General features: G+C 72.2%; 11 protein-coding genes. 2 read left to right on the top strand and 9 right to left on the bottom strand.

Annotated elements, in window-relative coordinates:
* Positions 1–1,428: an MFS transporter gene (locus Bra3105_RS08885; RefSeq protein ID WP_228359512.1), complete on the top strand. Its 1,428-nt coding sequence runs from the start codon at positions 1–3 to the stop codon at positions 1,426–1,428.
* 22 nt (positions 1,429–1,450) lie between these two features.
* On the opposite strand, the gene Bra3105_RS08880 is transcribed toward Bra3105_RS08885, so the two are convergent.
* The 9 genes from Bra3105_RS08880 to Bra3105_RS08840 all read right to left on the bottom strand — a co-directional run bounded on the left by Bra3105_RS08880 (position 1,451) and on the right by Bra3105_RS08840 (position 10,151).
* The gene (locus Bra3105_RS08880; protein WP_228359511.1) at positions 1,451–2,233 is read right to left on the bottom strand and encodes a sugar phosphate isomerase/epimerase family protein; all 783 of its coding nucleotides are present in this window, start codon (positions 2,231–2,233) and stop codon (positions 1,451–1,453) included.
* Positions 2,230–2,655 (bottom strand): VOC family protein, encoded by a 426-nt coding sequence (locus tag Bra3105_RS08875; RefSeq protein WP_228359510.1) that lies wholly within the window; start codon positions 2,653–2,655, stop codon positions 2,230–2,232. Before Bra3105_RS08875 ends, Bra3105_RS08880 begins: the two co-directional genes overlap by 4 nt.
* A 13-nt stretch (positions 2,656–2,668) precedes the next feature.
* Entirely contained in the window at positions 2,669–3,709 is a 1,041-nt protein-coding gene (locus tag Bra3105_RS08870) for a Sir2 family NAD-dependent protein deacetylase (RefSeq protein ID WP_228359509.1), read from the bottom strand.
* Entirely contained in the window at positions 3,706–4,878 is a 1,173-nt protein-coding gene (locus Bra3105_RS08865) for a hypothetical protein (protein WP_228359508.1), read from the bottom strand. Before Bra3105_RS08865 ends, Bra3105_RS08870 begins: the two co-directional genes overlap by 4 nt.
* Entirely contained in the window at positions 4,875–5,981 is a 1,107-nt protein-coding gene (locus Bra3105_RS08860) for a hypothetical protein (protein ID WP_228359507.1), read from the bottom strand. Before Bra3105_RS08860 ends, Bra3105_RS08865 begins: the two co-directional genes overlap by 4 nt.
* Positions 5,974–6,837 (bottom strand): SMP-30/gluconolactonase/LRE family protein, encoded by an 864-nt coding sequence (locus tag Bra3105_RS08855; RefSeq protein WP_228359506.1) that lies wholly within the window; start codon positions 6,835–6,837, stop codon positions 5,974–5,976. Before Bra3105_RS08855 ends, Bra3105_RS08860 begins: the two co-directional genes overlap by 8 nt.
* 115 nt (positions 6,838–6,952) lie before the next feature.
* Positions 6,953–7,666: a CE1759 family FMN reductase gene (locus Bra3105_RS08850; RefSeq protein ID WP_228359505.1), complete on the bottom strand. Its 714-nt coding sequence runs from the start codon at positions 7,664–7,666 to the stop codon at positions 6,953–6,955.
* An 88-nt stretch (positions 7,667–7,754) separates the two neighbouring features.
* Entirely contained in the window at positions 7,755–8,909 is a 1,155-nt protein-coding gene (locus Bra3105_RS08845; protein ID WP_228359504.1) for an LLM class flavin-dependent oxidoreductase, read from the bottom strand.
* A 147-nt stretch (positions 8,910–9,056) separates the two neighbouring features.
* Positions 9,057–10,151 carry a hypothetical protein gene (locus Bra3105_RS08840; protein ID WP_228359503.1) on the bottom strand — a complete coding sequence of 365 codons (1,095 nt, stop codon included), beginning with the start codon at positions 10,149–10,151 and terminating at the stop codon, positions 9,057–9,059.
* A 127-nt stretch (positions 10,152–10,278) separates the two neighbouring features.
* Here Bra3105_RS08840 and Bra3105_RS08835 point away from each other — a divergent pair, with 127 nt between their 5' ends.
* Positions 10,279–12,375: a S9 family peptidase gene (locus Bra3105_RS08835; RefSeq protein ID WP_228359502.1), complete on the top strand. Its 2,097-nt coding sequence runs from the start codon at positions 10,279–10,281 to the stop codon at positions 12,373–12,375.
* Positions 12,376–12,604 lie beyond the last annotated feature (229 nt).

The raw sequence follows: 12,604 nt of genomic DNA, 5'->3' as shown, positions 1-12,604 counted from the left end.
ATGACGATCGATTCCACGGAGGGCGGGGCCTGTGGACACGCCTCCCGCAGCGAGGACGCAGCGGGCGACGCGCCATGGCGCAGTGCAGGGACGCCATCGAACGTCGCCAGCAGGCTCGAGCGCCTTCCGCTCAGCCGGTGGCAGGTGAAGATCCGTCTGCTCATCGGCACCGGAACCTTCTTCGACGCCTTCGACGCCCTGGCGATCGCACAGGTGCTGCCCGTGCTCACCCCGATGTGGGGACTCACGGGGACGCAGATCGCGGCGCTCATCTCGATCGGATACCTCGGCCAGCTGATCGGTGCACTGCTGATCTCGGGCGTTGCCGAGCGCTTCGGACGTACGCGGGCGATGGCCCTGGCCATCGGCGTGTTCTCGGTCTTCTCCGTGCTGTGCGCACTGTCGACGGGCTTCTGGATGCTGCTGCTCATGCGGCTCCTGCAGGGGGTCGGCCTGGGCGGGCAGGTCCCCATCGGCGCTGTCTACATCAACGAGATCACCAAGGCGAAGGGCCGCGGTCGCTTCGTGCTGCTGTTCGAGCTGATCTTCTCCGTGGGAGTCGTGCTCTGCGCGGTCGTGGGCAGGTTCGTGGTGCCGGCCTTCGGATGGCAGGGCATGTTCCTGGTCGGCGCGCTGCCGGTCCTGCTCATCCTGCCGATCCTCCGGGTGGTGCCAGAATCCCCGCGCTGGCTCGCCGCCCGCGGTCGCGAGGAGGCCGCCGACGCGCAGATGCTCCGGATCGAGAACGCCGTGGTGCGGGCCGGTCGGACCCTGGATGATCCGGAGCCGCTGGGCATCGGCATCCGTGAGGCCCGAGGACGGATGCGTGAGCTCCTGGGACCCGACTACCGCCGTCGCACCCTGACGGTCTGGCTGATCTGGTTCGCCACCTACATCGTCTACTACGGGATCGGGACGTGGCTGCCGTCGCTGTACCGCGGGCACTTCGGGCTGCCGCTCGAGACCTCGCTGAACTACGCCCTGATCGGCAACCTCGGCGCATTCCTGGGCGCAGCGATCTGCGCGTTCACGATCGACCTGCTGGGGCGGCGCAGGATCTTCATCCTCTCGCTCGCCGGCTCCGCCGTGATGATGGGCGTCCTCGCGCTCCTCGGCGCCCAGCAGCCGTGGCAGGTGCTCGTCTTCGGGTCTCTCGCCTATCTCGCCGCGGGGGCAGCGAGCATCGGCCTGTACCTCTACACGCCGGAGATCTACCCGACGAGGATCCGTGCCGTGGGAGTCGGCGCGGCGACGTCCTGGCTGCGGATCGCCTCCATGATCGGCCCCGTCATGGTCGGATCACTGGTCACGAGCGGCCTCGGGCTCGTCTGCGGGATCTTCGCCGCGATCGCGGCGATCGCCGCCGTCGTCGTGGCGAAGTGGGCGACCGAGACCAAGGACCGCGTCCTCGAGGAGATCTCGCACTGAAGGACGAATGCCCCGCCGCTCCTCACCGCGCGGAGGGGCGCCCCTCCTCGATCAGTGCGCGGAGCGTCGCCGCCTCGCGGTCGAGCACCGCGGGGTCATCGTCCGGGACGAACTCGAGCAGGGCGTCGCGGTCCGAGCCCTCGGCCTGCAGGGTCGAGAACGCCGCGCGCCACAGGTCCGCGCGCTCCGCGAGCGGCAGGCGCGCGGCGCCGGGCCACCACGAGAACACGTGGATGGTCGATGTGCGCGGCAGCGCGGTGCGCAGCGTCTGCAGGGCCTCGCCGTCCGGCATGTCCTGGTGCGGCTGCCAGTAGGTGCGCACGTTGTCCGCGGCGACCTCGTCGAGCAGGCGCATGGTCGACCCGATCTCGTCGGTGAGCGTCCCGCCGTGGAACTCGAGGCCGAGGTCGATCCCGTGCTCGCCCGCGCGCGTCGCGAACTCGCGGATGCGCCGGGCGGTCTGTGCCCGCTGCGGTGTCGGGGTCCGACGGGAGCCCGTGCTGCCCGCCCACACGCGGATCCTCGGGGCGTACAGGGCGCGGGCGGAGGCGAGCACCGCGTCCGCGTCCGCGCGATGTGCGGCGTCGTCGCCGGTGAACCGCAGGTAGGAGCCGTAGGACGCGACGGAGAGCCCCGCCTGCTCGGTGAGGAGGCGGACGCGCTCGGCGCTCTCCGTGTCTCCGGGCGGGACGTGCACGTCCCCGCCCCATTCGATGCAGGCGAGGCCGGCGCGTCGGGCGAGGTCGATCAGCTGCTCGGCCGTCAGGTCGCGGAAGGTGATGGAGCAGAGGCCGGGACGGATCATCGTGCGCCGGTCCTTTCCGCCGGGTCCCAGTCCCGGCAGCAGAGAACGAACAGGTATCCGTCGGGGTCGCGCAGGGTCACGCCCCACGTGTCCCAGTAGGGGTTGCGAGCGGCGACGCGGACGCCGCCGGCGCTCTCGATGCGGGAGATCCACGCGTCCGACGCCGGCTCGCCGAGATAGACGACGAGCAGGTCCTCGTCCGTGGGACGGGCCTCGGCCGCGCTCTGCGGATCGTCCACGAGCTCGAGATGCCAGCTTCCCCCGGCGGGACCGACCATGGTCAGACGATGCCCACCCTCGGCCGAAGCGTCCGTGCGCCACTGGACCTCGAGCCCGACGCCGTCGACCCAGAAGCGCTCTGCGGCGGCCAGATCGCCGGTCGGACGGGCGATGCGAAGCGGCGCGGACGAGAGATCGTGCATGGGCGTCATGGTCTCATCGGCTCCGATGGCGCCCGGGGTGATCCCGTACGCCGAGCTCCAACGCCCAGGCGCCCAGCACATCGGCGACGCGGCCGTGGACGCGCACGGTCGCGCGGTCGTCGGCCCGGGTCGGGCCGTCGTTGACGATCACCACGGGCTTGCCGTCGGCGAGGGCCTGGCGGGCGAATCGCAGACCCGACATGACGGTGAGGCTCGAGCCGAGCACGAGCAGGGCGCGCGAGCGCTCGAGCAGCGCGAAGGCGTCGGCCACCATCTCGCGCCGCGCGCTCTCCCCGAAGAACACCACGTCGGGCTTCAGCATCCCGCCGCACACAGCGCACGGCGGGTAGCGGAACCGGCTCGTGCGGTCGACCTCGGCGTCCCCGTCGGGCGCCTGGGCGGCGTCCCGGGCGAGGTCCTCGAGGCGCGCGGCGATGTCGGGGTTCATCCCCAGCAGGCGTGAGTGCAGGGAGTCGCGGGAGACGGTCGCGTCGCAGTCCAGGCAGCGCACCACGTCGAGGCGCCCGTGCAGGTCGACGACCGGTTCCGAGCCCGCCTCCTCGTGCAGCCGGTCCACGTTCTGGGTGATCACGCCCCTGATCTCGAGGGGCACGGCGAGCGCGGCGAGCAGGCGGTGCCCGCGGTTCGGCCGGGCGGCGCCGAACTGGGTCCAACCGACCGTCGAGCGCGCCCAATACCGGCGCCGCGACAGATCGGAGCGGACGAACTCCTGGTAGGTCATCGGCGTGCGCGGCACCGCGCGCGGACCGCGATAGTCGGGAAGCCCCGACTCCGTGGACAGTCCCGCCCCGGTCAGCACGGTGACCGGGCCGCCCCGCAGCACGTCGAGCGCTCCGAGCACCTCCTCGGGAGTGCTCAGCCGGCCGTAGAGCGAGGGATCCGCGGGGCCCCAGGGATGGTCTCGGGCGTGGGTGCGAGGTGCGTTCGGCGAGGGAGCGTTCGGGCTGTCGGGCGCACCGACGCTCGCGGTCTGCGCGCCCGTCGAGAACCAGCGGCCGACGTCCGCGGCGGGGCCGGCGCGGCCCGCGCTCATGCGCCCGCCGTCCGGAAGCGGGCGGCCTGTTCGGCGCGCATCCACGCGAGATCGTCGCCTCCTGTGCCGACCTCCGTGTCGACGAAGCGCCATGGCTCGGGCGTGCCGATCGGGGCCGGCGGCTCGCGGAACCAGTACGTCGCGTCCGGATGCCAACCGGCGACGATCGTGGCGGAACGGCCGTCGACGTCGATGGCGCGCCCGGCGAGATCGAGGTAGGCGCCCAGGCCGAGGTGGACGGCGTCATGCGTCCGCGAGACCGCGGCCCAGCTCGGCTGCACCCATGCCCCCTCGCGCCCGGTCGCCTCTCCCCAGGGCTCGCGGCACATCCGCGTGACGTCCTGCGGGTGGCGGCGGCACAGCTCGAGCCAGTCATGTGCCGAACGGATCTCGAGCACGTCGCGTCCGGCGGCAGATCCGACCGGGTCGACGAACGCCTCGGTCCAGCCCTGCTCGTCCTCGACGAACCAGAGATGCGTGGGCGTCCCGTCAGGCCACCGGCCGGTGCTCATCGCACGAAAGGAGGTGGGCGCTGATTCCCACATGGTCGTGCCGCCGTCGCGGGGAGCGTCCGCACGGAGATCCTCGACCGAAGGGCGCGGCGCGCGGCCGACGAGGCTCTCGGGCACGTCGGGGTCGATCCACAGCACCTGGACCTGATGATCGGCATCCATGTCCGACCACCAGGACCGCACGGACGGCGAGCGCGCCAGGTGATCGGCGACGCGTCTGAGCGCACGGCGCACGGGGGCGGTCATCGCGACCGCGTCGGGGCCCGCCGGCGCCTGCCAGTAGCGGGCCTCGGCCACGGCATCGGCGACGCAGCGAAGCAGAAGCTCATGCGACGGCTCCAGCAGCACCACGGAGTCGAGTGTGTCGGCCACCTCGTCCATCCCCGGATCGGGCACCTCGAGATCCGGGACCACGCGGCCGTCCTCGGTGATCATCATGGCGAAGCTCGAATCGTCCCGATGATGCGCCGCGTCGTTCACCAGCACCGCGAGCGCGCCGACGTCATCGCCCATCGCCGCGTCCTCGCTGCGCAGCGCGAACTCGAGCAGGGTGCGGAGCCCGCGCGGGCCGCGGGTGAGGGCGGCGGCGAGTTCGGCGGCCGGGGGTTCGTCGTCCGCGGCGGCGGTGCTGCGCAGGTGATAGGACTCCGTGTTCACGCGTCCTCCTTGGACCATCGAAGCTCGATCGCCGCGGTCAGGGTGTGACGGGCGGCCCAATGCTCAGCTGCGCCTGCGGGCTCAGGCATCGGGGTCAGCCAGAAGGTCGCATCGGGATGCCACCCGGCGATCAGTGTCGCTGTGCGTCCGTCGATGTCGAGCGCGCAGCCCGCGAGGTCGAGGTAGGCGCCCAGGCTGAGATGGACGCCGTCGTACTCCTCGACGACGGTGGTCCAATCCGGCAGCGTCCATGCGCCGTCGCGACCGGTCGCCGATCCCCAGAGGATCCCCCGGCTCTCGGTGACGTCCAGCGGATGCTCCCGGCACAGTCGCACCCAGTCCTGCTCCTCACGGATCTCGAGGATCTTCTGTCCAACGATGGGGACGAGAGGGTGGACCCGTGCCTTGTCCCTCCCGAAGGCGTCCTCCTCGAGCCACAGACGGATCGGCGACCCGTCGGCGAATCGGCCCGTGGAGTGCTCGCTCTCGAGGGGCGGGGTCGACCACCAGGGGCCATGCTCCGAGGAGGTCTGTGATCGCCAGGTTCGGAACGCGCGGTCGCGCGCGCCGGGGGCGGTCGATGACCAGGGTGAGTCGTCCTCCCACTGCACGGTGCACTGCGAGTCGGGCACGGCGTCCGACCACCACGAGAGTGCGCAGATCGCAGGGGACACGTGCGCGGCGACCCTCTCGAGCGCTCTCCTGACCTCCGGCGTCAGGGTCACCAGGTCCAGCGCATCAGGCCCTTCCCAGTAGCGGGCCGCTTCGACCGACTCGGCGACGCACGCCCGCAGCACGTGCTCGTCGGGCTCGATCAGCTCGAGCTCGTCGATCAGACGCGGGATCTGGACGAGGGGATCAGCGAGTTTCTGGACGGCGCGCGGACTGCTGGATCTGCGGGTCCGACGCCCGAGCGCCCGACCTTCGCGGGCGTACGTCACGGCGTTCCCGCCGCGCGAATCTGCACGGAACAGCTGCGTGCCCAGAGAGCCCCGGGCATTGCCCGGCTGGCGCGACGCGTCGCTCAGCGCTGCGAACTCCAGGAGCATCCGCAGCCCGCGCGGGCCGCGGGTGAGAGCGGCGGCGACACCGCCCTCACCCACCGAACACCAGCTCCTCGGCGATGCCGCTGACGCCCGGCTCTACCGCGAACAGTGAGCCCGCGGCGGGGTCCTCGCCCTCGGGCAGGTTCTCCCTGCTGGTGGTGAGGTACAGGGTCGTGAGGACCTCGCCGCCGAAGGTGCAGGCGGTGACCTGGCGGGCGTCCACCTCGACGCGCTCGGCCACGGTGCCGTCGGACTCGAGGCACAGGGCCCTGCCGGCGCCGTTCATCGCGACCCACACGCGGCCCTCGGCGTCGACCGTGAGGCCGTCGGGGTGGCCGTCCTCGTCGCCCAGGTCGCGGAAGGTGCGTCGGCCCACGAACCCCGCGGTCTCGTCCCAGTCCAGGACGTCGACGCGGCCGGTGGGAGTGTCCACGTAGTACCCGTGCGCGTGGTCGGGGGACATCGCCAGCCCGTTGGAGATCGTGACGTCGCCCCATGCGCGGATCGCCGTGCCGTCGGTGCCGAGCCGCCACATCGAGGCCGCTCCCTCGGTGCGGTCGTAGGCCATGGAGCCGCACCAGAAGGTGCCGTCGGGCGCGGCGGCCCCCTCGTTCATCCGCACGGGCTCGTCCCACAGCGCGGGCAGGGCGGTGATCGTGCCGTCGGGGTCCTGGAGGCCGAAGCCCTTCTCGAGGGCGAGCACGGCGCCGCCGCCGCGACGCGGGCGCACGCAGGCGACCACAGGGCTCGGCACCTCGGTGCGGGTGATGCCGCCGCTCGCGGGGTCGAGCTCGAGGAAGGACCCGGCGAGCATGTCGACGAAGCGCAGCGCCCCGCCCTCGCCCCAGCTCGCCGACCAGATCGGGCCCTCGCCGTGGTAGCAGAGGGAATCGGTGAGGCGGGCTGCGTGCATGGGTCCTCCTGGCTGCGGCGGTCGCCGCCCACGCTACCGGGCGTGAGGAGGCGCCGCGGAGGATGCGCGGCGCCGAGCTCCGCAGCGCGGGCGGAATGCCCGGAACCCGGCGCGGTCAGTGCCCGAGGAGGCGTCCCATCGGGACGAAGTCCGAGAACTCCGCGTCGAGCGCAGGGGAGGTGCCGACGGAGGCGTCGTCGGCGTCGTCGTCCCTATCGGCGCCCTCAGAACCGTCGTCGGTCTGCCCGGAACCGTCCGCCCGCCCGACACCCGCGCTCAGCATCGCCGCGAGCTCCCCGCCCGCTCGGTGCGCCCTCTCGACCAGCGGATCCTGCGAGGCCTCGGCGGCCGAGGCGCCGCCGAAGTCGGCCGATGCCGCGAACACGGCCGTCGGGACCAGCTCCGCACGGAGGTACGAGAACATCGGCCGGATCGCGAAGTCGAGCGCCAGGGAGTGGCGGGCCGTCCCGGCGGTCGCGCCGAGCAGCACGGGCTTGCCGCGCCACAGGTCCTTGTCGAGGGCGTCGATGAGCAGCTTGAACAGGCCCGACGGGCCGACGTTGAAGATCGGGGTCACCGCGATCACCGCGTCGGCCTCCCGGATCGCGTCGACCACGGGGCGCAGGCGCTCGCCGGGGAAGTGCGAGAGCAGGGCATCGGTGAGGTCGTGGGCATGCTCGCGCAGCTCGATCGTGGAGGCCTCGACCTCGGCCCCCGTGGCCTCGAGGGCGGTGCGCGCGGCGGCCGTGAGCTGGTCGGCGAGCATGCGGGTCGAGCTCGGGGTCGACAGGCCCGCGGTGAGGGTCAGGACGCGGTAGGTGCGGGGCACGGGGACTCCTTCGACGAGGTGGCGGAGCGACGGGATGGACGGGCGGGCAGGCGCGGCGGCCGGCGCGGGGGACAGGGGCTCGTCCGCGTCAGCCGCGGTCCTCGGCGCGCAGACGGGTCCAGTTGTCGCCCGTCTCGAAACGGTACGACGCATCGAACGCGCCCTTCTCGGCGTCTCGCGCCGCGACCATCGCGGCATGCGTCGGCCCCTCGGGGACGTCGGCCGGGCGGCGCGCCTCGAGCTCGCGGCGCAGCACGGGGACGACCTCGGTGCCCAGCAGCTCGATCTGCTCGAGGACGGTCTGGCGGGGAAGGCCCGCGTGGTCCATGAGGAACAGCTGACGCTGGTAGTCGCCGACGGCGTCGGCCATGCCCAGGTAGCGCTCGACGACCTGCTCGGGCGAGCCGACGGTCAGCGGCGTCTGCTTCGTGAAGTCCTCCATCGTGGGGCCGCCGCCGTAGACCGGGGCGTTGTCGAAGTACGGGCGGAACTCGGCGATCGCGTCCTGGGAGTTCTTGCGCATGTAGGCCTGGCCGCCCAGCCCGACGATCGCCTGCGAGGCCTTGCCGTGGCCGTAGTGCTCATAGCGCTCGCGGTACAGCTGCACCATCTGCTTGGTGTGGCTCATGGGCCAGAAGATGTTGTTGTGCAGGAATCCGTCGCCGTAGTAGGCGGCCTGCTCGGCGATCTGCGGGGAGCGGATCGACCCGTGCCACACGAAGGGCGCCACGCCGTCGAGCGGGCGAGGGGTCGAGGTGAACTGCTGCAGCGGGGTGCGGAACTCGCCCTGCCAGTCCACGACGTCCTCGCGCCACAGGCGGTGCAGCAGGTCGTAGTTCTCGATCGCGAGCTCGAGGCCCTTGCGGATGTCCTTGCCGAACCAGGGGTAGACGGGGCCCGTGTTGCCGCGTCCCATCACCAGGTCCACGCGGCCGTTCGTGAGGTGCTGGAGCATCGCGTAGTCCTCGGCGATCTTCACCGGGTCGTTCGTGGTGATCAGCGTGGTCGCGGTCGAGAGGATGAGGTCCTTCGTCTGCGCGCCGATGTACGCGAGGGTCGTGGTGGGGGAGGAGGTGACGAACGGCGGGTTGTGGTGCTCGCCGATCGCGAAGACGTCCAAGCCCACCTGCTCGGCGAGCTTCGCCTCCTCGACCATGAGCTCGAGGCGCTCGTGCTCGGTCGGCACGCGTCCCGTCGTGGGGTCGGGGGTGATGTCCGCGATGGTGAAGATTCCGAACTGCATGACGGCCTCCTGGGCTCTGCGTCTGAAGATGGTTCAATATTAAACTACTTTGAGGGCGGCGGCAAGCGCAGCGGGTCGTGGGACACACTGGGGCCGCTGACCTGCGGGTTCAGATCGGCCATCGGGTCGGCGGCACGGCCGACGGGCTCAGCTCACGTCGGAGGTCTCCGCCGTCCAGGCGTTGCACGCGCCGAGGTCGCCCTCGCTCTCCAGGCCCGCGCGGATCCAGGCGTCCTGCGAGTCCTCGGAGATCGTGGGATCGGTGTTGTCCTTGCGCGCCGGGGCGTCGAGCACGGACTTCTGGAGGGCGGCCGACGGGCGGGCCCCGTCGGGAAGCTGCATCACGGTCGCCGCCGCCATGCACTGGTTCTGCAGGACGTAGCGACGGTGCGCCTCGTCCTGCGCCTTCTCGTCGTCACTGACCTCGTCGTCCAGGTGCTGGTAGTAGAGGCCGATGCTGGACTGCCACATGACCGTCGTCTGCTGCACGAGGGCGAGCCCCCACAGCAGGTGGGCCGGGTAGTCCGCGGCGGGGTCCTCTGCGTCGGAGGCGTCGTAGTCGGCGGGCCAGTAGATGGTGTTGTCGAGGTTGCACACGCGCGGGTAGTCGCGCTCGAAGGTGTCCTTCTCGCAGCTGGACTTCGGCACGTCGGGCCAGCTGTAGACCACGATGCTCGGCGTCGCCCACGGCATCGAGCGGTCGGAGCTCGCGGTCGACCACACCTGCGTCAGGCACGACTCGCCGGCGTTGAGGAAGGCCTCGAGCTCCTCGTCGCTGTGCTTCGCCGCGAGCTTCGGGAGGTCGCACTCGTCCGCGGTCGGCAGGGTGCCGCGCGTGAGCGGGTTCGTCTGCAGGACCTCGCGCGTCTCCTGCTCGCTCAGCGTGAGCTTCTCGTAGGGGTCGGCCGGGGTGAACGGCGGAGGCGTCTCCGGCGGCTTCGAGGAGGAGTCGGAGGAGGACGTCGCCGCGGGGCCCGCCGACGCCTCGTCATCGCCGCGCTGACTGAGGATCACGGCGAGCGCGCCGCCGCCGATCGCGATGAGCAGCAGCACGAGGCATCCGCAGACCCCCACGATCCAGGGGCCGACGGGGCGGCGGGGCGGAGCAGGCTGGCCGGGCTGGCCGGGCTGGCCGGGCTGGCCCTGCTGGCCCTGCTGGCCCTGCTGTCCGGGCTGCCCGGACTGCTGCGGTGGCCCGGGCGGCGACTGCTGTCCGTACGGCGATCCCGGTCCCTGCGTCATGGTTCCCCCCTCGTGGCGCGTGCGGCACTCCGGTCCAGAGCGTACCCAGGCGCCGCGTCAGCACAGAGCGTACTCACCGGGGCGAGGCGACCACGCGCCCGGACTCGTTCTGGCAGGATTGCTGGTCATGACGCATCGGAGCATCACTGCACTGCTGGACGCCCGCCGCCTCGCGGGACTGGAGACGACGCCGGGCGGGAGGATCGTCGCCAAGGTCTCGGCCCCCGACGCGAAGGGCTCGTCCTATCGCAGCTCGCTCGTGGAGATCCTCGGGGACTCCCTGCTCCCCCTGACCCGCGGCAGCGCGCCCGTGGGCTCCGTGGCGCTCGCCGAGGACGGCACCACCCTGTTCACCGCCCGGCGCGTGGGGGAGGACGGCGAGGAGGCCGACGACGCTCAGCTCTGGGCCCTGCCCCCGCGCGGAGAGGCTCGGGAGATCGCCTCCCGTCCCGGCGGCTTCGGCGGGCTGCACCTCGCCGACGGGCTGCTCGTCGCCGAGATCGACGTCCACTCGCAGGCGTCCGACGAGGCAGAGCATGCCCGCCTCTCCCGGGAGCGCTCGAAGGCAGTGGTCAGCGCCGCCCTCCACGACGGCTTCCCGACCCGCCACTGGGACCACGACCTGGGCCCCGCCCGCAGCGTGCTCGCCGTGGCGGCCCTCCCCGAGGACCTCTTCACCGCCGAGGCCACCGCCGCGCCCGACCAGTCCGTGTCGCCCGACCAGTCCGCCTCGACCGACCAGTCCCCGTCGGCCGATCAGCCCGCGTCGGCCGATGACGACGACGCCCCTCGTCGCCAGGTCCTCCACTTCCGGCACCTGGAGATGCCGCCGGGGCGGCTGAGCGCATGGAGCGCGGACCGGCAGGGCCGCCGCGCGCTCGTCGCGATGACCGACTCGCTCGACGACCGCCTGGGCGTCGGCCGCCTCTACCTGCTCGACCTCACGGGGACGCATGCCCCGCAGCTGCTGCGCGACGCCACGAACGAGGTCGAGTTCTGGCCCGGCGAGTTCAGCCCCGACGGGACGCACGCGCTGATCTCGCGCGAGCGCACCTGGACGCAGACGGCCTCCGCCCGCTCGCGCACAGAGGTGCTCGACCTCGCCACCGGGGAGAGCCAGGAGATCTGGCCCGAGCTGGACCGGGACCCCCACCTCACCTGGGTCGACGCAGACACCCTCGTGGGCGCGGGCGATGACGAGGGACGCGGATCCGTGTGGATCGGCGGCCTCGGCGACGCCGCCGGGCGCCGGCTCGCCGGCGGACCGGACCAGGAGCTCTCCTTCGCGCAGCTGACCGTCGCGGGCGGCACGGCGGTCGCCTCCGCCTCCGGGATCGCCGTCGCCCCGCACCCCGTGCGCATCGATCTGGCGAGCGGCGAGGTCGCGGATCTTCCGAACCCCGCCGACGCCGTCGAGCAGCCAGGCACCCTCACCGAGGTGTCCGCCACCGCCCAGGACGGCACGGCGCTGCGCGCCTGGCTGCGTCTGCCCGCGGGAGAGGGCCCGCACCCGCTGGTCGTCTTCGCGCACGGCGGCCCCTGGGGGTCGTGGAACGCCTGGACCTATCGCTGGAATCCCGGTCCCTTCGTCGACGCGGGCTACGCCGTGCTGCTGCCGGACCCGGCCATCTCCACCGGCTACGGGCAGGAGATGATCGACCGCGGCCAGCACGAGCTCGGCGGCGCCCCCTTCACCGACATCATGGCGCTCGCGGACGCGACGGTCGCCCGCGCGGACATCGACGCCGAGCACACCGCCTTCGCGGGCGGTTCGTACGGCGGGTACATGGCGAACTGGGTGGCCGGGCACACCGGCGACCGTTTCCGCTGCGTGGTCACCCATGCCTCGCTGTGGGACACGGCCTCGATGGGTCGCACCACCGACAACGCCGGCTGGGAGCGGTCGATGCGCGAGCAGAACAGCCGCTTCAACCCCAAGGACTCGGTCGCCGAGATCCATGCGCCGATGCTCGTGATCCACGGCGACAAGGACTACCGGGTGCCGATCGCGCAGGGCCACGCGCTCTGGTACGACCTGCACGAGTTCTCCGCCACGCCGCGCGACGAGCAGGGCCGCACCCGCCACCGCTTCCTCTACTTCCCCGACGAGGGCCACTGGATCACCGGTCGCGGCAATGCGCAGGTCTGGTACGAGACGTTCCTCGGGTTCCTCGACGAGCACGTGCGCGGCATCGCCTGGGACCGCCCCGCGACGCTGGGCTGAACGGTCGGCCGATCTCCCGGCGGAACGGCTGCGGCCGACGGGGCCTGCCCGGCATCGGGGCCCCGGAACAGAAAGCGCCCCGGCCCGTCCCCACGGGCCGGGGCCATCCCTTTCCCCGGTGCTGCGGGTCAGGCGGGGAGCCTCTCCTCAGTGGCTCGCCGCTCCGTCAGCACCTGGGATACACATAACCGGTTCCAGCCTGGCAGGCGCTGAACGCGAGCTGTCGGTT

It is taken from the genome of Brachybacterium halotolerans subsp. kimchii (genome assembly GCF_020792675.1).
GTDB classification, from domain to species: Bacteria; Actinomycetota; Actinomycetes; order Actinomycetales; family Dermabacteraceae; genus Brachybacterium; species Brachybacterium halotolerans.
Note: the sequence above shows the minus strand (reverse complement) of the source record. Positions and strands in the feature narration are given on the sequence as shown.

Excerpts from the sequence above, each read along its gene's own strand:
- Bra3105_RS08885 (WP_228359512.1), top strand. The coding sequence starts at position 1 with ATGACGATCGATTCCACGGAGGGCGGGGCCTGTGGACACGCCTCCCGC.
- Bra3105_RS08880 (WP_228359511.1), bottom strand. The coding sequence starts at position 2,233 with ATGATCCGTCCCGGCCTCTGCTCCATCACCTTCCGCGACCTGACGGCC.
- Bra3105_RS08875 (WP_228359510.1), bottom strand. The coding sequence starts at position 2,655 with ATGCACGATCTCTCGTCCGCGCCGCTTCGCATCGCCCGTCCGACCGGC.
- Bra3105_RS08870 (WP_228359509.1), bottom strand. The coding sequence starts at position 3,709 with ATGAGCGCGGGCCGCGCCGGCCCCGCCGCGGACGTCGGCCGCTGGTTC.
- Bra3105_RS08855 (WP_228359506.1), bottom strand. The coding sequence starts at position 6,837 with ATGCACGCAGCCCGCCTCACCGATTCCCTCTGCTACCACGGCGAGGGC.
- Bra3105_RS08845 (WP_228359504.1), bottom strand. The coding sequence starts at position 8,909 with ATGCAGTTCGGAATCTTCACCATCGCGGACATCACCCCCGACCCCACG.
- Bra3105_RS08840 (WP_228359503.1), bottom strand. The coding sequence starts at position 10,151 with ATGACGCAGGGACCGGGATCGCCGTACGGACAGCAGTCGCCGCCCGGG.
- Bra3105_RS08835 (WP_228359502.1), top strand. The coding sequence starts at position 10,279 with ATGACGCATCGGAGCATCACTGCACTGCTGGACGCCCGCCGCCTCGCG.